This window comes from Pseudarthrobacter sp. YAF2 (genome assembly GCF_052113345.1).
Classification (GTDB): Bacteria; Actinomycetota; Actinomycetes; order Actinomycetales; family Micrococcaceae; genus Arthrobacter.
Genome location: NZ_JBFRDA010000026.1, coordinates 26,286 through 46,622, shown reverse-complemented (window position 1 = coordinate 46,622; position 20,337 = coordinate 26,286). Strand labels below are relative to the sequence as shown.

At 66.6% G+C, this 20,337-nt stretch carries 19 protein-coding genes; 6 read left to right on the top strand and 13 right to left on the bottom strand.

Annotation, left to right across the window (positions count from 1 at the left end):
- The 3 genes from AB4Y79_RS20545 to AB4Y79_RS20535 all read left to right on the top strand — a co-directional run.
- A partial coding sequence (locus tag AB4Y79_RS20545; protein ID WP_441865877.1) for a hypothetical protein occupies positions 1 to 218 on the top strand: 218 nt, incomplete at its 5' end.
- A 102-nt stretch (positions 219 to 320) separates the two neighbouring features.
- Positions 321 to 959 carry a VOC family protein gene (locus AB4Y79_RS20540; RefSeq protein WP_441865875.1) on the top strand — a complete coding sequence of 213 codons (639 nt, stop codon included), beginning with the start codon at positions 321 to 323 and terminating at the stop codon, positions 957 to 959.
- Between the two features lie 211 nt (positions 960 to 1,170).
- Positions 1,171 to 3,057, top strand: a complete 1,887-nt coding sequence (locus AB4Y79_RS20535; protein WP_441865873.1) for an HNH endonuclease signature motif containing protein — start codon at positions 1,171 to 1,173, stop codon at positions 3,055 to 3,057.
- Between the two features lie 112 nt (positions 3,058 to 3,169).
- Here the strand turns inward: AB4Y79_RS20535 and AB4Y79_RS20530 are convergent, their stop codons facing one another.
- From AB4Y79_RS20530 to tdh, 6 genes are all read right to left on the bottom strand, one after another.
- Complete coding sequence (locus AB4Y79_RS20530; protein WP_441865871.1) at positions 3,170 to 3,949, bottom strand: CPBP family intramembrane glutamic endopeptidase; 780 nt, start codon at positions 3,947 to 3,949, stop codon at positions 3,170 to 3,172.
- Positions 3,950 to 4,057: 108 nt separating this feature from the next.
- Positions 4,058 to 4,846: a DeoR/GlpR family DNA-binding transcription regulator gene (locus AB4Y79_RS20525; RefSeq protein ID WP_387453911.1), complete on the bottom strand. Its 789-nt coding sequence runs from the start codon at positions 4,844 to 4,846 to the stop codon at positions 4,058 to 4,060.
- Between the two features lie 99 nt (positions 4,847 to 4,945).
- Complete coding sequence (gene hutI / locus AB4Y79_RS20520; RefSeq protein WP_441865868.1) at positions 4,946 to 6,157, bottom strand: imidazolonepropionase; 1,212 nt, start codon at positions 6,155 to 6,157, stop codon at positions 4,946 to 4,948.
- A gap of 11 nt (positions 6,158 to 6,168) precedes the next feature.
- Positions 6,169 to 7,284, bottom strand: coding sequence for an NAD(P)/FAD-dependent oxidoreductase (locus AB4Y79_RS20515; protein WP_441865866.1), 1,116 nt, complete (start codon positions 7,282 to 7,284; stop codon positions 6,169 to 6,171).
- 69 nt (positions 7,285 to 7,353) lie between these two features.
- Entirely contained in the window at positions 7,354 to 8,550 is a 1,197-nt protein-coding gene (locus AB4Y79_RS20510) for a glycine C-acetyltransferase (protein ID WP_441865864.1), read from the bottom strand.
- Between the two features lie 8 nt (positions 8,551 to 8,558).
- The gene (gene tdh, locus AB4Y79_RS20505; protein ID WP_441865861.1) at positions 8,559 to 9,605 is read right to left on the bottom strand and encodes an L-threonine 3-dehydrogenase; all 1,047 of its coding nucleotides are present in this window, start codon (positions 9,603 to 9,605) and stop codon (positions 8,559 to 8,561) included.
- 132 nt (positions 9,606 to 9,737) lie between these two features.
- Between tdh and AB4Y79_RS20500 the strand changes: the two genes are divergently transcribed.
- A complete protein-coding gene (locus AB4Y79_RS20500) occupies positions 9,738 to 10,649 on the top strand; it encodes a LysR family transcriptional regulator (protein ID WP_441865858.1) in 912 nt (303 codons plus the stop codon).
- A 49-nt stretch (positions 10,650 to 10,698) separates the two neighbouring features.
- On the opposite strand, the gene AB4Y79_RS20495 is transcribed toward AB4Y79_RS20500, so the two are convergent.
- The 5 genes from AB4Y79_RS20495 to AB4Y79_RS20475 all read right to left on the bottom strand — a co-directional run bounded on the left by AB4Y79_RS20495 (position 10,699) and on the right by AB4Y79_RS20475 (position 16,572).
- Positions 10,699 to 11,364, bottom strand: coding sequence for a DUF5666 domain-containing protein (locus AB4Y79_RS20495; RefSeq protein ID WP_441865855.1), 666 nt, complete (start codon positions 11,362 to 11,364; stop codon positions 10,699 to 10,701).
- Between the two features lie 205 nt (positions 11,365 to 11,569).
- Positions 11,570 to 13,078, bottom strand: coding sequence for an Asp-tRNA(Asn)/Glu-tRNA(Gln) amidotransferase subunit GatB (gene gatB / locus AB4Y79_RS20490; RefSeq protein ID WP_308931544.1), 1,509 nt, complete (start codon positions 13,076 to 13,078; stop codon positions 11,570 to 11,572).
- Positions 13,078 to 14,649 carry an Asp-tRNA(Asn)/Glu-tRNA(Gln) amidotransferase subunit GatA gene (gatA, locus tag AB4Y79_RS20485; RefSeq protein ID WP_441865852.1) on the bottom strand — a complete coding sequence of 524 codons (1,572 nt, stop codon included), beginning with the start codon at positions 14,647 to 14,649 and terminating at the stop codon, positions 13,078 to 13,080. Before gatA ends, gatB begins: the two co-directional genes overlap by 1 nt.
- A 2-nt stretch (positions 14,650 to 14,651) precedes the next feature.
- On the bottom strand, positions 14,652 to 14,948 hold the full coding sequence (gene gatC, locus AB4Y79_RS20480; RefSeq protein WP_018763018.1) for an Asp-tRNA(Asn)/Glu-tRNA(Gln) amidotransferase subunit GatC: 297 nt from the start codon (positions 14,946 to 14,948) through the stop codon (positions 14,652 to 14,654).
- A gap of 145 nt (positions 14,949 to 15,093) precedes the next feature.
- Positions 15,094 to 16,572 carry a CitMHS family transporter gene (locus tag AB4Y79_RS20475; protein WP_441865849.1) on the bottom strand — a complete coding sequence of 493 codons (1,479 nt, stop codon included), beginning with the start codon at positions 16,570 to 16,572 and terminating at the stop codon, positions 15,094 to 15,096.
- A 212-nt stretch (positions 16,573 to 16,784) separates the two neighbouring features.
- Between AB4Y79_RS20475 and AB4Y79_RS20470 the strand changes: the two genes are divergently transcribed.
- Both AB4Y79_RS20470 and AB4Y79_RS20465 read left to right on the top strand, forming a co-directional pair.
- Positions 16,785 to 18,554 carry an ATP-binding protein gene (locus AB4Y79_RS20470; RefSeq protein WP_441865846.1) on the top strand — a complete coding sequence of 590 codons (1,770 nt, stop codon included), beginning with the start codon at positions 16,785 to 16,787 and terminating at the stop codon, positions 18,552 to 18,554.
- On the top strand, positions 18,547 to 19,209 hold the full coding sequence (locus tag AB4Y79_RS20465; RefSeq protein WP_441865843.1) for a response regulator: 663 nt from the start codon (positions 18,547 to 18,549) through the stop codon (positions 19,207 to 19,209). Before AB4Y79_RS20470 ends, AB4Y79_RS20465 begins: the two co-directional genes overlap by 8 nt.
- Positions 19,210 to 19,296: 87 nt before the next feature.
- Here AB4Y79_RS20465 and AB4Y79_RS20460 read toward each other — a convergent pair whose 3' ends face one another.
- Together AB4Y79_RS20460 and AB4Y79_RS20455 are read right to left on the bottom strand one after the other, a co-directional pair.
- The gene (locus tag AB4Y79_RS20460) at positions 19,297 to 19,677 is read right to left on the bottom strand and encodes a RidA family protein (protein WP_308931549.1); all 381 of its coding nucleotides are present in this window, start codon (positions 19,675 to 19,677) and stop codon (positions 19,297 to 19,299) included.
- 48 nt (positions 19,678 to 19,725) lie between these two features.
- Positions 19,726 to 20,229, bottom strand: a complete 504-nt coding sequence (locus AB4Y79_RS20455) for a GNAT family N-acetyltransferase (RefSeq protein ID WP_441865839.1) — start codon at positions 20,227 to 20,229, stop codon at positions 19,726 to 19,728.
- Positions 20,230 to 20,337 lie beyond the last annotated feature (108 nt).

The window sequence follows — 20,337 nt, the reverse complement described above, 5'->3', positions numbered from 1 at the left end:
TCACCGTCACCGCACCCACCAGCTTCGGCAACATCACCGTCCACGCCGGCGGCACCCCCACCCCAGGAACCTCCAACCTCAACTTCAGCACCGACCAAACCACCCCCAACCTCGTCATCACCCCCGTCGCCGCCGACGGAACCATCGCCTTGACCAACAACTCCAGCGGCACCGTCCACCTCATCGCCGACACCTCCGGCTACTACATCGCCGGTTAGGGGCCGGGCTGCGGGGCCGGACTTTGACCACGGCCGGAGGCGAAAATCCAAATAAGGGTACCCTTAGCTGAGAGCCTGATCACAAAGTGCCAAGATGTTGCCATGCGCATGGATCACGTCTCTTACGCCTGTGAACACGATGGCCTCGCGGCCACTACCGAACGTATTTCAACTGCCCTCGGCGTTGAGGCAGTGAAGGGCGGGGTCCACCCCCGGTTCGGCACCCGGAATATGATCATCCCCCTCGCCGGGCACAAATACCTCGAAGTTGTGGAGGTCCTGGACCACCCGGCCTCGGATAAGGCACCGTTCGGACAGGCAGTTCGTGCCCGATCCGCAGCGGGCGGCGGCTGGATGGGATGGTGCGTCGAAGTGGACAACCTCGCCCCGTTCGAGGAACGCCTGGGCCGCGCCGCCGTGAACGGCAACCGCAAGTTCCCGGACGGCCGCGAACTCGTTTGGAAGCAGATTGGCATCCTGGGCCTCATTGCAGACCCCCAGGTTCCCTACATGCTGAAGTGGGAAGGCGACCCGTCCCTGCACCCGTCCAACGCCTACGAGAGCAATCTCAAGATGAGCTGCCTGACCATTGCCGGCTCCGCGTCGCGGGTGACCGAGTGGCTGGGCGAGCCGGTGGAGAAGCCGCTTGAGGACGTTGCGGTCGAATGGGTAGCCCCGCACGGCACCCCCGGCATTCTGTCCGTCACGTTTGAAACGGCAAACGGGGCCGTCACCATCTGATCCTCTCCTACCCCTCTCCGGCTTATTTCCGGAGAGGGGTCCTACGGGCCTGCGCCCAAACAGCTTCGGCCGCCATCGGGTGGTGACAACGGCGTCACCACCCGATGGCGGCCGAATTCTTTTAGGCGTCATCTGGCATCTCTGATCTGGAAGCGGCCATGAATCACACGCCTCGGCTTTGAATGTCAGACCCTCGTTGGATGATGTTTTTATGGGAATTGGTACGGATCCGGCGGTGGTGATGGAGGGTGTTCGTGCCTCTGTCGCTGCCTTGGATGCGCTGGACCTTGAAGATGCTTCCTTGGCTTCCGCCAGTGCTTGTGTTGGTGACGGTGTTGATGTGTTGGAGCGCCGGTATGAGATCCGCCTGGAGAGGATGGAACTTCGGTCCCGGCTGGCCGCGCAACTCGCAGCGGGACAGGCACAGGATGCCGTCGACGCTATCGAGTTCCAGCAGGCAATGCTTGCCCCGAACACCTCTGTTCAGGACTGCACGTTCGCGGAGATGTCAGTGGTGGAGGAGATTGCCGGGGTCCTGACGATCAGTTCCGGGGCGGCGGGGGCGTTGGTAGGGCAGGCACGGCGGGTCTGTTCCCTGCCGCCTTTGTTTGAGGCCCTGGCTGCAGGTGCCGTGTCCTGGCAGCACGCCCGGATTGTGGCCGATGAGACCGAGGGCCTCACGCCCGCAGGTGCTGCCGGGCTGGTGGCGCATTTCTTCGACCCCGACGCACCCAACCCCGCCCGAGGCGCCGCACCCGGTGAACTCGTTCCGTCCCGGTTCCGGGCGAAGGTCCGTGGGTGGCGGGAACGCCACCACCCCGAAACCCTGGAGAAACGCCACGCCAAGGGGGTGTCGGACCGGCGGATGGACTACACCCCGGACCGCGACGGCATGGGCTGGATCTCGCTCCACCTGCCCGGTGACACCGCCTGTGCCATCTGGAACCGCAGCACCGCCACCGCCCGCGGCCTCCAAGGCCCGACGGAAGAGCGGACCCTCACCCAACTCCGCGCCGACGTCGCCGCCAGCCTCCTCCTCGGCGCCGGGCTCAGCACTGCGGCTGCTGGGAGCACCAACCACACCGACCACACCAACCCGGCCCTCGGGTCCGGCACCACCTCCACCGGTGGCACCTCCTCCACCGGTGGCACCGAACACGCCAGCGCGGCTACAACTGGGGCCGGCCGCGACACGGCTCCGGTGCATGCCACCGGTATGGCCAGCACCGAGGGTACTGGGACCGACGGTGCGGGGACCGCTGGCGGGCTTGGGAAGGTTCCCGTTCCGCGGGCGGAGGTCCTGGTCATGGTGCCGGTGTTTTCGCTGCTTGGCCTCACCGATGAGCCAGCCGTGCTGGACGGGTTCGGGCCTATCCCGGCGTCGATGGCGCGGAGGCTCGTCGCGGACGGGGCGGAATCGTTCTACCGGGTCCTGGTCGACCCTCGCGACGGGGCACCCCTGGAAATCGGCCGAACCCGCTACCGGCTGCCCGAGACCATCAAGAAATGGATCCGGATGCGCGACGGTAAATGCACCTTCCCCGGCTGCAACAACCGCACCACGGACAACGACACCGACCACCTCACCGCCTGGGAACACGGCGGCACCACCGGCGCCAGCAACCTCGGCCAGCTCTGCCCCAAGCACCACCGGCTCAAACACGCCAGACCCTGGATACCAACACCCGCAACAACGAATGAGCCACCCGGCTGGACCTCACCCACCGGCCGACACTACAAACCTGAACAACCAGACCGGGAACCAACCCAGTGGCCACCAGCAACCCTGCCGGTGAATGTTGACGCGGGGCTAAATGAGAGGGGCGCCCCGCCGAGGACCTCAACTTCTCCGGAGGTGACGACCACTTCAACACTGCCGGACCCGGTATGGCAGCTGGAGGAGCAGCAGTTCCAGCAACTCATCGCCGGGATGCCCGCATGGCCGGACCCGCCACCCGAGGAACCACAAGGCAACCACCTCCTGGACCCGGATGAGTTTTGCTGCACTGATTCCCTGTGGGACGACTTCTTCGCCGTGCCATTCCGGTTGCCTGCCGACCCGCAAGCCGATTGGCAACAGCTGGCGTCGCACACCTGAGTGGGGCGTCACGCATATCAACCCAGTGCTCACGCTGTATACGATCCACGACTACCAACCCAGAGATCAACACCTTCCGCAGGGGCTGCCAGCGGCGGATAAAGTCTCCGTGCTACCCCAGCCCCACGGCCTTGCCAAAGAGGCTGAAGCCGACGAAAGCCACGATATCCAGCAGGGCGTGGGCGATGACCAGCGGCATCACGCGTCGGGTTCGGGTGTACAGCCACGCGAAGACCACACCCATGATCGCGTTGCCAATGAACGGCCCGAAGCCCTGGTACAGGTGGTAGCTGCCACGCAGCAGGGAACTGACGGCGATAGCGAGAGGTGCGCTCCAACCGAATTTGCCGAAACGGTCCAGGAGGTAGCCCACCACGATGACTTCTTCCAGGACGGCGTGCCTGATGGCAGACAGGATCAGGACGGGCACCGTCCACCAGTAGGCGTCGAGCGCGCTGGGGATGATCGCCGTCGTGATTCCCAACGCACGGCCGGCAGCGTACAGACCCAGCGACGGTATCCCGATCAGGGCGGCCAGTCCCAGGCCCTGCAGCAGGTCCCTTCCAGGCCGTGCAAAGTTGAACCCAAGTTTCCGGAACGCAGAACCCGATTGACCGGCCTCGCCCGGGGCAGCCTGGCGCTGGTCCGTGAGGAAGTAGAGGACCAGCAGCACGGGAACCAGAGCAAAGATGATGTCCAGCAGCTGGTAGGTCAGGTCGAAGTACTCGCGCGTACTCTGCGACCGGTTCAGCGTGGAGGTGCCCTCCGCCAGCGGCGCACGGGTCATCTTATCCAGCAGCTGCACCACAGAGTAGACAGCCGACTGGCCGAGGGACAGGCCCAGGACGATCCAGACTTCGAGCCGCAGGCGACGGCGGGAGGGAACCAGCATGTTCCCATCTTGCCTTCAGTTTCTGGATCCGGGCTGATGGAACGGCCGTGTGGGCCATTAGCCTTGGCGACACCGAGGAGCCAGGCGGGAAATCAGACACCGCGCGAGTCAGGCGGGAGCGATGATCACTTCCGTGCCTCGGGCTTCGAATGCCGCCTTGTCGCGGGCAGAGATGCCGGAATCGGTGATGAGCCGGGTGAAGTCGTAGCCGTCCATGGTGGCGAAGGCCCGGACACCCACTTTGGAGGAGTCGGCCAGGACGTAGGAAACGCGGGCCCGGCTGGCGAGCAGGGCGTTGACTGAGGCCTCCCCTTCGCCGGTGTTGGTTGGCCCCACTTCGGGATCGATGCCGTTGACGCCGATGAACGCGATGTCGAGCACCACTTTTTGCATGATGATGTCCGTGTACGGTCCCACCAGCTCGTAGGAGCGCGGGTTGAGGATGCCCCCGGTGACCATCACCTTGATGTTGGGCCGCACCGCCAGCTGGCCGGCAATGTTAATGGCATTGGTGACCACGGTGAGGGTTGGCTGGTTGGACGGGGCGTTGAGGTCTTCCCGGGTCGCCAGAATCTGCGCGAGCGCCGTGCTGGTGGTTCCCCCGCACAGACCAATGACTGCTCCGGGCCGGATCAAGGCCGACGCGCACTGCGCGATCTGTTCCTTGGCCTCTGCGTGATCGTCCCGGTTGTAACGTCCGGGCAGGTCGTAGGCCAAGGCGCCGGTGGTGGCGCCGCCGCGGGTTCGGGTCAGCAGCCGCCGCTTGGCAAGGCTGTCCAGGTCGCGGCGGGCAGTGGCCGGAGAAACATTGAGGGTGCTGACGATCTCGTCAACTTCCACTTGGCCGGTCTTGGCCAGCAGGTCAAGAATTGCCGTCAGCCGGTCAGTGCGCGTCATGCAAGAGGCCTTTCCATACACCAGCCACCACACCCGGATGACGTTTCCTGATTATAACCCAGGGCAAACAATCAAGAACAATCATCAATCCGGCGATTTTTACCGCACCCGCACTCCGGCCCGCCACACAGCGTACGTCAACGGCATGCCAGGGCGGTAAGCAAGGTGCGTCGCGGAAGGGGCGTTCAGCAGTTGCAGGTCGGCCCGGTGCCCGACGGCGATCGACCCCACGGCGCGTTCACCGTCCACGTCGCGGCCACTTTCCTTGTGCAACGCCAGCGCACCGCCGTAGGTGGCAGCGCGTACGGCTTCGTGCACGCTCAGGTGCATCTGGAGGACGGCGGTGGTGACGCAAAACGCCATGGAACTTGTGTAGGACGTACCCGGATTGCAGTTGGAGGCCAACGCCACCTGGACTCCCGCATCCAGGAGTGCCCGGGCGGGGGCCAGCGGCTGGCGGGTGGAAAGGTCGCAAGCGGGCAGGCAGGTGGCCACGGTTCCCCGGTCGCCCGTTCCGGCCGCGGGGTCCCACCCCGACCACGAGGCCGCCAGCGCCTTTACGTCCTGCCCGGAAAGATAGTTGACGTGATCCACGCTGGCGGCGCCCAGCTCAACGGCAAGTTGCACACCCGGCCCCTCGCCCAGTTGGTTGCCGTGCACGCGCAGGCCAAGCCCCGCAGCCCGGCAGGCCAGCAGGACGCGGCGCGACTGCTCTGCAGTGAAGGCGCCTTCCTCGCAGAAAACGTCGGCCCATTGGACATAGGGCCTGACGGCGGCGAGCATCGGACCACAGACCAGGTCCGTGTAGGTCTCCGGGTCCTGGCCGGCAGGAACCAGGTGCGCCCCAAGGAAGGTCACCTGGTCTGCCACCGTGGAAGCGATCCGGGCGCTTCTGGCCTCGTTTTCGATGTCAAGGCCGTATCCGGTCTTCGTCTCCAGGTAGGTGGTTCCCTGCGAGACGGCCTCGGCTACCCGGCCCATCGCCAGCCGCGTAAGATCAAAATCGGACGTGGCCCTGGTGGCATTCATGGTGACGGCGATGCCGCCGGCTGCGTACGATTCGCCCGCCATCCGGGCTTCAAACTCTGCCGTACGGTCCCCGGCAAACAGCAGGTGGCTGTGGGAGTCCACCCACCCCGGCAGCATGGCCCTTCCGCCGGCATCGACGGCGTCGTCCGCGGCGGGTGCGTCAGCCGCAGCGCCGATCCACGAGATGCGCTCCCCCTCAACCACTACCGCGGCGTCCTTCAGGAGCCGGTGTTCGAGGTCCTGCGTCATCAGCTCGGCGATATTGGTGATCAGGGTGCTCATGGGACCATTCTTCAGCGTCGGATGGACCAGCGGGTGGCAGCCAGTGCGTGCGCTGTCCGGTATTCCGGACTCGTCCCGCCTGTGTCGCCGCGTCCGGATTGTCCGGCAAGGATCTGGGTGGCCGCCAGCTCCGCCAGGGCCGCGGAAGTCTGGAAGCCGTAGCCGCCCTGCCCCGCAAGCCAATAGAACCCGGCTGCTTCCGCGTCGAACCCCGCCACGGGTACCCCGTCGGCCGCTTCGGTGCGCAGGCCCGTCCAGGCCCGGCGAACTGCCGTGATACCGAGGCTGGTGAGAGAGTTCAGCTTCTCCACCAGGCGCTCCACGTCGCCGGGCCGCGGCCGCGCGTCCTCCGGACCACTGGGCACTGATTCCGACGGCGAAATCAGCACATCGTCACCGTCCCGGCGGAAGTAGAACGTGTTGTCTGCTGCCGCCACCATGGGACTGCCTTCAGGCAGAGGGCGTTCGACGGCGGCAATCGCCGCAGTGCGCCGGTACGGTTGGAGGCCGAGCTTCTCGACGCCGCTGATCACGGCGAGCTCGTCGGCCCAGGCACCCGCCGCGTTGACCAGGACGCCGGCCTCAAAACCCTCGGCTCCGGCACCCACCTGCCATCCCGAACCCAGCCGCTGGGCCGAATGGACGCGGGCACCCGTAATGATGTCCGCCCCTGCGGCGAGCGCGCTCTTGCGGTGATCTTCCAACAGGACCGGTGCATTGCAGCCGAAGGAACCGGTGTCCAGCCCGGCCGCCGTGAATGTTCCCGGCAGGAGGGCTGGACACAGCTCGAGGGCACGGTCGACCGTGATCGGCTGCATGTGTCCGCTGGCCTCGGAAGCCACCTCCGGCTCGGAGCCGATCAGCATGAAACTGCGCGGCGTCAGGACCGGTTCCTGCAGTTCCTGATCGCGGGCCGAGAGCAATTCAAGGGTCCGGACGGTGAGTTCCTGCACCACGGGTGGTCCGTAGCTGGGGATGAGCTGGCGGGCGGAGCGGGAGGACGTATGGTACGCCAGCTCCTGCTCCGCCTCCACCAGCGCCACGCTGCAACGTCCCGCCAATGCGGACGCCAGGGACAGGCCGGCAATGCCGCCGCCAACGATCAGGACATCGTAATGTGCTGCCATCGGTCCATCCTCGCAGAGATAGGGCCCGCAGGAACTCCTGCCTGGCTGGAAGTCCCCCGGCGCTCCCCTTTAGGCTGCGGCCCCGGCACGGCTGGCGACGAAGGCACGAACGCATGCTTCGACGTCGTCCGCTGAATGCGCCGCGGACAACTGCACCCGGATCCGGGCGGCACCCCGCGGGACCACGGGGAAGCTGAACGCGGTGACGAAGACGCCGTGCTGCAACATCCGGTCGGCCACGTTGGCCGCCATCACGGCGTCGCCGAACATGACGGGCACGATCGCATGCTCGCCCGGGAGCAGGTCGAAGCCTTCCTCGGTCATCCTGCGGCGGAACAGTGCGGCGTTCTCGAACAACTGGCGCCGCAGTTCCGCCGAATTCTCCACGAGGTCGAGCGCCTTGACCGTCGCCGCCACAATAGCGGGAGCCAGCGAGTTGGAAAACAGGTACGGCCGTGCCTTTTGCCGCAGCATGGCCACGATCTCGCCGCGGCCGGACACGTAGCCGCCGGACGCCCCGCCCAGGGCTTTGCCGAAGGTTCCCGTGTAGATGTCCACCCGGTCCGAAACCCCTGCATGCTCGGGGGTGCCCGCGCCGGTTGCCCCCATGAAGCCCACCGCGTGGGAATCGTCCACCATCACCATGGCGCCGTACTTTTCGGCGAGGTCGCAGATGGCCTCGAGCGGGGCGAGGAATCCGTCCATCGAGAACACTCCGTCGGTGACGATCAGCTTCCGGCGGGCGTCCTGTGCCTCCTGCAGCCGGGCCTCGAGTTCGGCCATGTCCTGGTTGGCGTAACGGTAGCGGCGGGCCTTGCACAGGCGGATGCCGTCGATGATGGAGGCGTGGTTGAGTGCGTCTGAAATGACGGCGTCGTCGGGGCCAAGGAGGGATTCGAAGACGCCGCCGTTGGCGTCGAAGCAGCTGGAGAAAAGGATGGTGTCCTCGGTCCCCAGGAACGCGGACACCCTGGCTTCAAGTTCCAGGTGCAGGTCCTGGGTGCCGCAGATGAACCGGACGCTGGCCATGCCGAACCCGCGTTCATCCATGGCGGCTTTGGCCGCGCTGATAATGTCCGGGTGGTCTGCCAGGCCCAGGTAATTGTTGGCGCAGAAGTTCAGCACGTCGGTACCCGGAGTGCCGATCTGCCCCGCGGTGATGTGGCTGGACTGCGGTGAGCTGATGCTGCGCTCGGTCTTATAGAGCCCGGCAGTGCGGATCTCATCCAGTTCGTCGCGGAGCTGGTCCTTGATGGAGGTGTACATGGGGTTCCTTACAGTCGGGTCCAGTCGAGGACAACTTTGCCGCCCACACCGCTGCGGGCGATGCCGAAGCCCTTCTCCCAGTCCGTGGCGGGCAGCATGTCCGTGACCACGGCGGAGATTCCGGCGTGCAGCACGGGGTTGGAGGAGAGCATGGCGCTCATGGCGTACCAGGTTTCGTACATCTCGCGGCCGTAGATGCCTTTGAGCGTGAGCATGTGGGTGACCACCTTGCCCCAGTCGATGGTGATGTCCTGGCTGGGCAGCCCCAGCATGGCGATCCGGCCACCGTGGTTCATGTTGTCGATCATCTCAGGCAGGGCGGTGGGGTGGCCGGACATTTCCATCCCGACGTCGAAGCCCTCCCGCATGCCAAGCTCCCGCTGGGCGTCACGGACCCGGGTCGTGGAGACATCGATGGCGAGGTCGGCGCCCAGTTGCTTGGCCAGCTCCAGGCGGGGCCGTGAGACATCCGTGATGGCGATCTTCCGCGCCCCGGCGTGGCGGGCGACAGCGATGGCCATCAGGCCGATGGGACCTGCGCCAGTGATGAGCACATCCTCGCCCACCAGGGGGAAGCTGAGCGCGGTGTGGACGGCGTTGCCGAACGGGTCAAAGATGGCTCCGAGTTCCGGCGTGACCGAGGGGTCGTGGTGGACCCAGACGTTCGTCTCGGGGATCACCACAAACTCGGCGAAGGCGCCGTCGCGCTGGACTCCCACGCTGACCGTATGGATGCACATCTGCCGGCGCCCGGCACGGCAGTTGCGGCAGATGCCGCAGACCACGTGGCCTTCGCCGGAGACACGGTCGCCGACCTTGACCTCGCGGACGTCCTCGCCCACTTCCACCACTTCGCCGTAGAACTCGTGGCCGGCGATGAGCGGAGCCTCGATCATTCCCTGCGCCCAGGCATCCCAGGACTGGATGTGCAGGTCGGTTCCGCAGATCCCGGTGGTCATCACCCGGATCTTGACGTCCGCCGGGCCAGCCGCGGGTTCCGGACGGTCAACGAGTTCGAAACCGGCTTGCGGGCCGGCCTTGTACAGAGCCTTCATTGGCATCCTTACTTCTTGGCATTCATGTCAGCGGTGTTGGTGTCCTCCTCATTGAAGCCCCGCTAAAGCATTAGCACAACAGGAATCTTCTCAATCGACGATTTAGCTTCTCCTAATGGATACACTGGCGGAATGGAAATTCATCAGCTGGAAATCCTCCGCGAGCTCGGTGCGCTGGGAAGCGTGAAGTCGGTGGCCGACACCCTCATGGTCACCCCGTCGGCGGTATCGCAACAACTGGCTCATCTGCAGCGGACAGTGGACGTGCCGTTGACGCGAAAAGAGGGCCGGAACCTGGTGCTGACGGAGGCCGGCCAGGTCCTCGCCGACGCGGGCGCCGCCGTCGTCAGTGCCATGGCCGATGCCCGCGGCGCGCTTGGCACTTACCACGGCTCGCCCGCCGGCAGGGTGACCCTCAGTGGCTTCCACAGTGCGGGGCAGGCCCTCTTTGGCCCGCTGGCCCGGATGCTGGACCGGCCTGAACACCCACGGATTGAGCTCTCGGACGAGGACGTTGCCCAGCAGGACTTCCCTGCCCTCACTGCCCGGTATGACCTTGTGCTGGCACACCGCATGGACCACAGCCCCCGCTGGCCCACCGAACGTGTCGCCGTGATCCCGCTGGCGCATGAGCCGCTGGACGTAGCGCTTCCAGCCGGGCACCCGTTGGCCCGTCAGGACACGGTCACCGTGCACGACGTCGGCGCCGAGGCCTGGGTGACCAGCCACCCCGGCTACTCCCCCGCCGACGTACTTGGCGCCGTCGCGGCCGTCTCCAGCCGGGAACCGAACATCATCCACCGGATCAACGACTATTCCACGGTGGCGGCCCTGGTGGCCGCCGGGGGCGTGGTGGGGCTGCTGCCCAGGTACACCGCCGGGCCAGTCCTGAATCCGGACATCGTCCTGCGCCCGCTGGAAGGCATCAGCACACGCCGCCGGATCGATCTGCTGGCCAGGCCGGAGAACCTGAAGCGGCGGGCTGTGGTGCTGGTCTGCGAGGCGCTGGAGGACATTATGGCAGGGCTGGTGCGGCAGGGCTAAGCGGGGCTTCCCAGGAGGGCCCAATGCCGGTGCGGCTGGACTGGCGGAGTTACGCCCCTTCGTCATCCTGCTGGTTGCCCGCACCCATCTTGTGGCCCATGCCATGCCCGCGACCCAACCCCAGGCCGGGGCCGTCGCCGGCACCCTCGACGATCCGCTTGGCGGTGGCCTTGTCCCCGTCCTTGACGCCCGCTATGCGCACGGTGTCCCCGGTGGCGATGTCCGCAATGGTTCCGTCCGCCGGCTTACTGCGCGTACCGTCGTCGGCCGCTGGAAGTTTGGTGATTTTGGTGTCCGCGTTGACGGTATAGGACTGGGTGAAACCGTCCTCGCTCTTGACGGTGATGGCGGAGTCGCTGACGGACTCCACGGTTCCGCGCTGTTCGAGGACTGTCTGGAAGGTTCCGTCGGGCTGCATGACCACTCCCTCACCGTGCAGCGGCTGTGCCCGCTGGGCCTTTTGTTGGCCGGGTGCCTTTTGCTGCCCTGGCGCCTTCTGCTGCCCTGGCGCCTTTTGTTGGCCTGGCGCCTTTTGTTGGCCCGGCGCCTTTTGTTGGTCCCGTGCAGTCTGGGAGGGCTTTGGCGCGGCCTGCGAGGGGGACGGTGTTGGCGTTCCGGTTGCCGACCAGGCGAGGGCAACCCCGGTCCCGGAAAGAGCCAAGGCCACCGCCCCGGCCAGTATTGCCTTGCGCATCCTCAATGGTTCCCGGACCATGGTTGTTCCTCCCGCAGCGCTGCCAGGGCATCGGCGCCCTGTGACCACCTGTGCCCTGTGCGCTCCAGTGTAAGTCCGCTACGCCAGCGCGGCCACGGGTACTTTGCCGCCTGTGGAAACTGAGTACCTAACGAAAAAACCGGGTAGCAGCCACTGCCGTTTCGAGGATCCGAAACGGCGGTGGCTGCTACCCGGCAAAGAGGGACTAGGCGTTGACGCCCAGCTTCTCCAGGATCAGCTCGCGCACGCGGGCGGCGTCGGCCTGGCCACGGGTGGCCTTCATGACCCCGCCCACGATAGCGCCGACGGCCTGCACCTTGCCGGCGCGGATCTTGTCCGCGACGTCGGGCTGCGCGGCAAGGGCGGCGTCGATGGCTTCCAGGAGGGGCCCGTCGTCGGACACGACAGCGAGGCCGCGCTTTTCGACGATCTCTTCCGGGGTGCCCTCGCCGGCCAGCACGCCATCCAGCACCTGGGAGGCCATCTTGTTGTTGATCTTGCCCGCCTCCACCATGCGGCTCAGCTCCACCACGGTGGCAGCCTGGACACCCAGCTGGCCCGGGTCAACATCGGCGGCCTTGGCGCGGCCAACGATCTCGCCCATCCACCACTTGCGGGCCACGGATGCGGAAGCCCCGGCAGCGATGGTTTCCTCGATTTCGTCCATGACGCCGGCGTTCACCACGTCGCGGAATTCCAGGTCTGAGTAGCCCCAGTCGGCCTTGAGCCGCTTGCGGCGCTCGGCCGGCGGTTCGGGCAGGGTGGCGCGGAGTTCCTCGACCCATTCGCGGGAAGCGACCACGGGCACCAGGTCAGGTTCCGGGAAGTAGCGGTAGTCGTCGGCGTCGGACTTCGGCCGGCCCGAGGTGGTGGTGCGGGTGTCCTCATGCCAGTGGCGGGTTTCCTGGACCACCGGGTTGCCGGAATCCAGGACGGCGGCGTGGCGCTGGATCTCGTAGCGGACGGCGTGTTCGACGGCGCGCAGCGAGTTCACGTTCTTGGTTTCGGAGCGGATGCCGAAGCGTTCGCGGCCGTGCGGACGAAGCGAGACGTTGGCGTCGCAACGGACGTTGCCGCGTTCCATCTTCGCGTCGGAGACGCCGAGGTTCTTGACGATTTCACGGACGGCAGCCACGTACGCCTTGGCGAGCTCCGGCGCACGGGAGCCGGCACCCTCGATGGGCTTGGTGACGATTTCCACCAGCGGAACGCCTGCACGGTTGTAGTCCACCAGGGAGAAGTCGGCGCCCTGGATGCGGCCGGTGGCGCCGCCCATGTGGGTCAGCTTTCCGGCGTCCTCCTCCATATGGGCGCGCTCGATCTCGACACGGAACACGGTGCCGTCTTCAAGCTCGATATCCAGGTAGCCGTCGTACGCGATGGGTTCGTCATACTGTGAGGTCTGGAAGTTCTTGGGGGTGTCCGGGTAGAAGTAGTTCTTCCGGGCGAACCGGCAGGATTCGGCGATCTTGCAGTTCAGCGCCAGGCCGATCTTGATGGAGGACTCGATGGCCGTCCGGTTCACCACCGGCAGCACACCGGGCATGCCGAGGTCCACCTCGTTGACGTTGGTGTTGGGCTCGTCGCCGAAGACGTTGGGCGCGGAGGAGAACATCTTGGTCTTGGTATTGAGCTCCACATGGACCTCGAACCCCAGGACGGGATCGTACTTCTCCATGGCCTCTTCGAAGCTCAGGATGTCATCGGTGCTCATTATTTTGCCTCCTGGGTTTCGAGGGATACAGCGCCCAACGCGGGAGCCTGGGCCAGCAGCGGGCCGCCCCACTTGGCTTCCAGCAGTGATTCCAGGACAGCGCCCACCCGGTAGAGGCGGGCATCCTCGCGGGCCGGGGCCAGCAGCTGGATGCCCACGGGCAGGCCGTCCTCGTCCGCCAAGCCGCCGGGGAGGGACAGGCCCGGCACCCCGGCCAGGTTGGCGGGAATCGTGGCGACGTCATTGAGGTACATGGCCAGCGGGTCGTCCAGTTTTTCGCCGAGCGGGAACGCCGTGGTGGGGGCGGTGGGCGAAATCAGGACGTCGGCCTGGGCGAAAGCGGCCTCGAAGTCCCGTTGGACCAGCGTGCGCACCTTCTGGGCCGAGCCGTAGTAGGCGTCGTAATAGCCTGCGGACAGGGCGTAGGTGCCCAGGATGATGCGGCGCTTGACCTCGTCGCCGAAGCCGGCGGCGCGGGTGGCGCCCATGACGCGTTCAATGGTCATGGGGCCATCCTCGGGCAGGACCCGCAGGCCGTACCGGACGCCGTCGAACTTGGCCAGGTTGGAAGAAGCCTCGGACGGCATGATCAGGTAGTAAGCGCCCAGGGCGTACTGGAAGTTGGGGCAGGAGACCTCCACGATCTCCGCGCCGGCGTCCTTGAGCAGCTCCAGGGCATCGTTGAAGCGGTTTTCAACGCCGGCCTGGTAGCCCTCGCCGTGCAGTTCCTTGATGATGCCAATCCGCAGGCCCTCGACGTTGCCGGTCTTGGCAGCGGCAACAAGGTCAGCCAGCGGCTCCGGCAGGGAGGTGGAATCGCGGGGGTCGTGGCCGCCGATCACCTGGTGCAGCAAGGCGGAGTCCAGGACCGTGCGGGTGACGGGGCCGATCTGGTCCAGGGAGGAGGCCATGGCGATGGCACCGTAGCGGGAAACACTGCCATAGGTGGGCTTCACGCCGACGGTGCCGGTAACGGCGCCTGGCTGGCGGATGGAACCGCCGGTGTCCGTGCCGAGCGCCAGCGGGGCCTCGAAAGCCGCGACGGCGGCCGCTGAACCGCCGCCGGAGCCGCCCGGAATCCGGTCCAGGTCCCACGGGTTGCGGGTGGGTCCGTAGGCGGAATGTTCGGTGGAGGAGCCCATGGCGAACTCGTCCAGGTTGGTCTTGCCCAGGATGGGCATCTTCGCGGCGCGCAGGCGTTCCACCACGGTGGCGTCGTACGGGCTGTGCCAGCCTTCGAGGATCTTGGAACCGGCGGTGGTGGGCTGGCCGATGGTGACGATGAGGTCCTTGACGGCGATGGGGACGCCGGCCAGGACGTGCAGGGCTTCTGCCTCGGCGCCGCCCGCGGCGCGGATGGCGTCCACCTCGGCGGCGACGGCGAGCGCTTCTTCGGCGTTGACGTGCAGGAACGCGTTAACCTGTCCGTCCACGGCGGCGATCCGGTCAAGGTACGCCTGGGTGGCCTGGACGGCGGTGACCTCGCCGGCGGCGAGCTTTTCTGCCAGCTGCGCAGCGGAGAGGCGGATCAGGGTTTCGGCGCTGATGCCTGTGGGGTTCTGTTCAGTCATGGTTATGCCTCATCCAGGATGGCCGGGACCTTGAAACGGTTGTCATCGGAATCCGGTGCGCCGGAGAGTGCCTGTTCCGCCGTGAAGGTGTGTCCTACGACGTCGTCGCGGAAGACGTTGGTGAGCGGGATGGGGTGGGAGGTCGCCGGGACGTCATCCCCCGCGGCCTCGCTGACGGACTTGACCGAATCGACGATGACGGCGAGTTCGCCGGCCATCCTGTCCAGCTCTTCGGCACTCATCTCGATGTGAGCGAGCCGCGCGAGATGCGCGACGTCGTCACGGTTGATCGCAGCCATGGATCTCCCCTGCAAAGTTCGAATTGTTTTCCGATCCAGTCTAGTGGGGAAACGCCGATGCCCGTCTGACATCCCCCAGCGGGCGTCAGACGGGCACCTTCGAGCCAGGCCCTGCCTCGGGGACAGGAGCACAGGCAGCTACAGACTAACCGATACCAATGGCTCCGGTCAGCATCCCGACGCCAAGCATGACCAGGGAGATGACGGCGGTGCGCCACAGGACTTTCTTGTGGTGGTCGCCCAAGTCCACCTTGGCGAGCGAGACCAGCAGCAGGATGGCCGGAACCAGCGGGCTCTGCAGGTGGAATGGCTGGCCGGTGATGGAGGCCCGGGCCATGTCCGCGGCGCTTACTCCATAGTGTGCTGCTGTCTCGCTGAGGACCGGCAGGACGCCGAAGTAGAAGGCGTCGTTGCTCATGAAGAAGGTCATGGGGATGCTCAGCACACCGGTGATGACAGCCATGAACGGGCCCATGGAGGACGGGATGATCTGGACCAGCCAGGCGGACATCGCTTCGACCATGCCGGTGCCCTTGAGGACGCCTGTGAGGACGGCGGCGGCCATGACCATGCTGACCACGGCGACGATGGAGGGTGCGTGCGCAATGAGCTGCGCGCCCTGGTCCTTGACCTTGGGGAAGTTGACCAGCAGGGCAATGGCGGCGCCCACCATGAACACGAACGGCAGCGGGATGACGTTGGCCACGAGGACCACCATGACGGCGACGGTCAGGGCCAGGTTGAACCAGAACAGCTTGGGCCGCAGGGTGCTGCGGTTGGGATCCAGCGCGGTGTCGGCGAGTCCGGCGCCGCCGTCCTCAACGAGAGTGTCGGTACGCTCCAGCACGGCCACGGAGGATCCCGCCGGGAAGCCGTCGACGGCGGGGGCTGCTCCGCCGGGGGTGCCGCCCTTGCGTCCGCGGCCGGTTCCGGCAGAAGTGCCGCCGGTGGAGGCGCCGCCGTCGAACTCTTCCGCAGTGTCAGGCACGCCCCAGATCTCGGGAGCGGTGGCACGGAGGCGGTTGCGCTCCTGCAGGCCCAGGAGCCAGGCGAAGGCGAAGACGACCACCAGGCCGGCCACCAGGGACGGGATCATGGGGACGAAGACGTCGTTGACGTCGATCTTCAGGGCGGTGGCGGCGCGGGCCGTGGGGCCGCCCCAAGGCAGGATGTTCATGGTGCCGTTGGCCAGGCCGGCGACGCAGGTGAGGACGACGGGGCTCATCTTCAGGCGCAGGTAGACCGGCAGCATGGCCGCCGTGGTGAGGATGAACGTGGTGGACCCGTCGCCGTCCAGCGATACGGCCGCCGCGAGGATGGCGGTGCCCAGGACAACCTTGGCGGGGTCGTTGCCCAGCTTGCGGAGGATGAACTTGACCAGCGGGTCAAACAGCCCGACGTCGATCATCAGGCCGAAGTAGATGATGGCGAACATCAGCAGGGCCGCCGTGGAGGTCATGGACTTCATCGAGTCCATCACCATGTCGCCAATGCCCAGGCCGGCACCGGCGAAGAGGCCAAAAACAGTAGGGACGATGATCAACGCCAGCACTGGCGTCAACTTCTTCGTCATGATCAGCACCATGAAAACCGCGATCATGGCGAATCCAAGTATTACCAGCACAGCCGGCTCCTTCTTGTGAACAGCGGCACAGCGGTGTGACGCGTGCTACAGACTGTAGGGTGGCCCCCGTCACGGCGGTGCCTTTGCCTCGATTGATTGGCATACTGCTTATTGGGAGCATTTTGCTCATTGTGCTCACGCTGTTTCGGCACCTGCCGGCAGCCGTTACCGTAGAGCCATACCTGTCACGCCACGCCCGTCAAGGAGGATGAATGCAGCGTCCCGCGCCCCGGCAACCGCTGCGCTTTTCCACCCAGATGCTCCTGCTGCAGGTGGCCGTGGTGCTCCTGGTGGTGCTCCTGAGCGCCGCGGTGCATGCCTGGCTGACGTACGACCGTGTGGGCAGCGACGCGGAGAACCAGGCGCTGACGCTGGCCCGGACCGTAGCATCAGATCCGGAGGTCAGGGCAGACGTGCTGGCCATCAGCGGGCAGCCCGGCACTCCCCCACCCGCCGAGCTTCTGGCCGGCCCGCTGCAGGCCTCCGCCGAGGCCGCACGGACCAGGACCGGCGCCCTGTTCGTGGTGATCACCGACGAAACCGGTATCCGGCTGGCCCACCCGGATCCGCAGCGGCTCGGCGAAAAGGTGAGCACGGATCCCTCCGAGGCGCTGTCCGGGCAGGAAATCACCACCCGGAACACCGGAACGCTGGGCCCTTCCGCCGGCGCGAAAGTTCCCGTTTACGCGCCCGGCACCGCCACGGTGGTGGGTGAGGTGAGCGTGGGCTACTCCATGGAAACCGTGGCCCAAAGCGTGAGCCGCGACATCGGGCCGGTGGCCCTGACGGCTGCCGGAGCCCTGCTGGCCGGGGTGCTGGGGTCCTTCCTGCTGCGCCGCCGCCTCCAGCGCCTCACCCTGGGGCTGGAGCCCGAAGAGATCAGCACGCTGGTCCACGACCAGGTGGCGGTGCTGCAGGGCGTGGACGACGGCGTCATCGGCGTCAGTGCCGACGGCCGGGTCAGCGTGTTCAACGCCGCCGCGCAGCGCCTGCTCGATTTGCCCGACCTGTCCGGGACGCGCTGGGAGGACGCCCCCGTCCCTGCGCAGCTGAAGTCCCTCACCAGCCCCGTCCCCGTAGCCGCCGCTCCCCGGTTGGCTGCCGCCGGTCCGGAGGCGAACGCCACGGGACCGGACGCCCTGGAGCTGGTGGCCGGCGGCCGGGTCCTGGTGGTGAATGCGCGCAAAGCACTGCACCGCCGGGAGGATCTGGGCTGGGTGGTCATGCTGCGGGACCGGACCGAGCTGCAGGAGCTCACGCGGCAGCTGGACGCCGTGGGCACCATGTCCACCGCACTGCGCGCCCAGCGGCACGAGTTCGCCAACCAGCTGCATACCCTGGCCGGATTCCTCGGCATCGGGCAGCACCAGGAGGCCCGCGACTACCTGGCCGGGCTGGCCGCCACCGGTCCGCTGAAATTCCCGGTGGACCAGGCCGAACTGCTCCAGGACCCCTACCTGCAGGCGTTTGTGGGGGCCAAGGGCGTGGAGGCGGACGAGCGCGGCGTCGCCCTCCGCATCGGCCCCGAAACCCTGGTCCGCGGCCACGTCACGGAGGCCCAGGATGTGACCACGGTGCTGGGGAACCTGATCGACAACGCCGTCAACGCCGCCGTTGCAGGATCCTCGAACGACCGCTGGGTTGAGCTCGAGGTACTGGATGAGCCGGGCGACGACGGCGGGACGCTGCACATCGTGGTGGCGGACTCCGGCGACGGGCTGGCGGAAGGCACCGATCCCGAAGGCGTATTTGCCGAAGGTTTCACCACCGCCGCGGGCCCGGTCCGTGCCGGTGGCGGGCAGGGCTTCGGCCTTGCCCTGGCCCGGCAGCTGGCACGCCGCCGGGGCGGGGACGTAAAGGTGCTGGACGGTGGCACCGCCGGCGGCCCGGGCGCCGTGTTCATGGCGGTCCTTCCGCACACGACGGCGGGAAACCCCGCCGCCAAGACCCCGGGAGCCGCCGGAAAGGATAACAATGGCTGATGATTTTCGGGTCCTGATCGTGGACGACGACTTCCATGTGGCCAAGCTGCACGCAGCCTACGTTGACTCAGTGGCCGGGTTCCTGGCCTTGGCCCCCGTTGGCACGGCCTCGCTCGCTCTGCAGGCCATCCACAGCCTGCGCCCGGACCTGGTGCTGCTGGATGTCTACCTGCCGGATGCTTCCGGCCTGGACCTGCTGCAGCAGCTGGATGTGGACACCATCATCCTCAGCGCCGCCTCGGATGCCGCGTCCGTCCGGGTGGCGTTCCGCCGGGGCGCCCTGGGGTACCTGCTCAAGCCCTTCACCGCCGAGTCGCTGTCCCAGCAGCTTCGCTCGTACGCTCGGTACCGGCGCCTCCTGAGCCAGGCCGGGGCACTGGACCAGGAGGCGGTGGAGCGCGCAAAACGGTCGCTGATCCCGGGGGACGTCACGTCGTCGTCAAAACCCCGCTCGGCAACCGAAGCGGCGGTGCTGGAATCACTGGCTCCGGGCGAACAGTATTCCGCCGCCGAGGTGGCGGCCCGGGTAGGCGTCTCCCGTGCCACGGCGCAACGGTACCTGTCGTCGCTGGCCGACGACGGCGCGGTGGACATCCAACTGCGCTACGGCACCACGGGCAGGCCGGAACACCGCTACGGCCTGCCGGGGAGGTAGGGCAGGAAAACGCTAAGCGATGCAGGCATCCGGAAGCGTGCGTCTAAGCGAGGCACGAGCGAGCACGCGGAGGATTGCTGCATCGCTTTACGCGCTCTTCTGGGCGACCAATTCGATCTCGACGAGCATGTTCGGGTCCAGGAACGGCAGCACGTGCACCAGGGACAGGGTGGGCCGGATCTCACCGAACACTTCGCCGTGTGCCTTGCCTGCTTCCTCCCACTTACTGATGTCCGTCAGGTACAGCTTGGTCTGCACCACGTCTTCGTAGGCGAAGCCGGCGTCGGCCAGGACCTTGCCGAGTTTCTGCAGGATGTACTGGGTCTGCGTGTAGAAGTCATCTCCCACGATGCCGTCCTCGCCGCTGGCCGCGGTGGCGGAGATGTAGAGGGTGTTGTCCACCTGGACGGCGCGGGAGTAGCCGAGGGTCTGTTCCCAGACGGAGCCGGTGCCGAAGGTTTTACGCATGGGTGGGCCTTTCAAAGCCGGAATTGGGTCGCCACCACTGTAGGGCCGCTACAGGTCGCGCCGGTAAACCAACAGTTTTGTGTCGGTTCCGGGAACGAACCAGTCCCGTTCGGGCACCCGGTGGAAGCCGGTCCTGCGGTACAGGCCGTGCGCGCTTTCCCAGTCTTTCCCCGTGGTCAGCGCCACCGCGCGGATGCCGGGCAGGGTCCGGGCGTGGCTGATGATGGCTTCCACCATGGCCCGGCCGGCGCCGCTGCGCTGGACGGCAGGGTCCACCACCAGCATCCGGAATTCCAGTTCGTCCGGCAGGGCAATGTCGGCATAGGGTTCACCGGCGAGTGCCAGGGTGACCGAGCCGATGACGGTGCCCTGCCGTTCGGCCACCCAGATGGTGGCCTGTTCCGCGCGGGCCGCAACATCCATGACCTTGACCATGTACGGGTGGGCGGCGTCGTCGAAATACCCTGCGGCAAGGTAGGAGTCGCCGGTGATGCGGGCGACGTCGCCGAAGTCGGCCTCGACGGCGGGACGGATGGTTAGCTGCGGCTGCACCCGTCAATGGTAGTGGCGAATGGGGTCCCCACCGGGCAAAACGGGGCTTTCCGTGATCGAACTATCAGTACCGGCACGGCTTGGTGCCTCAACCCGTCTTTCCCACGC

Excerpts from the sequence above, each read along its gene's own strand:
- AB4Y79_RS20540 (WP_441865875.1), top strand. The coding sequence starts at position 321 with ATGCGCATGGATCACGTCTCTTACGCCTGTGAACACGATGGCCTCGCG.
- AB4Y79_RS20535 (WP_441865873.1), top strand. The coding sequence starts at position 1,171 with ATGGGAATTGGTACGGATCCGGCGGTGGTGATGGAGGGTGTTCGTGCC.
- AB4Y79_RS20530 (WP_441865871.1), bottom strand. The coding sequence starts at position 3,949 with ATGCTGGTTCCCTCCCGCCGTCGCCTGCGGCTCGAAGTCTGGATCGTC.
- AB4Y79_RS20525 (WP_387453911.1), bottom strand. The coding sequence starts at position 4,846 with ATGACGCGCACTGACCGGCTGACGGCAATTCTTGACCTGCTGGCCAAG.
- hutI (WP_441865868.1), bottom strand. The coding sequence starts at position 6,157 with ATGAGCACCCTGATCACCAATATCGCCGAGCTGATGACGCAGGACCTC.
- AB4Y79_RS20515 (WP_441865866.1), bottom strand. The coding sequence starts at position 7,284 with ATGGCAGCACATTACGATGTCCTGATCGTTGGCGGCGGCATTGCCGGC.
- AB4Y79_RS20510 (WP_441865864.1), bottom strand. The coding sequence starts at position 8,550 with ATGTACACCTCCATCAAGGACCAGCTCCGCGACGAACTGGATGAGATC.
- tdh (WP_441865861.1), bottom strand. The coding sequence starts at position 9,605 with ATGAAGGCTCTGTACAAGGCCGGCCCGCAAGCCGGTTTCGAACTCGTT.
- AB4Y79_RS20500 (WP_441865858.1), top strand. The coding sequence starts at position 9,738 with ATGGAAATTCATCAGCTGGAAATCCTCCGCGAGCTCGGTGCGCTGGGA.
- AB4Y79_RS20495 (WP_441865855.1), bottom strand. The coding sequence starts at position 11,364 with ATGGTCCGGGAACCATTGAGGATGCGCAAGGCAATACTGGCCGGGGCG.
- gatB (WP_308931544.1), bottom strand. The coding sequence starts at position 13,078 with ATGAGCACCGATGACATCCTGAGCTTCGAAGAGGCCATGGAGAAGTAC.
- gatA (WP_441865852.1), bottom strand. The coding sequence starts at position 14,649 with ATGACTGAACAGAACCCCACAGGCATCAGCGCCGAAACCCTGATCCGC.
- gatC (WP_018763018.1), bottom strand. The coding sequence starts at position 14,948 with ATGGCTGCGATCAACCGTGACGACGTCGCGCATCTCGCGCGGCTCGCT.
- AB4Y79_RS20470 (WP_441865846.1), top strand. The coding sequence starts at position 16,785 with ATGCAGCGTCCCGCGCCCCGGCAACCGCTGCGCTTTTCCACCCAGATG.
- AB4Y79_RS20465 (WP_441865843.1), top strand. The coding sequence starts at position 18,547 with ATGGCTGATGATTTTCGGGTCCTGATCGTGGACGACGACTTCCATGTG.
- AB4Y79_RS20460 (WP_308931549.1), bottom strand. The coding sequence starts at position 19,677 with ATGCGTAAAACCTTCGGCACCGGCTCCGTCTGGGAACAGACCCTCGGC.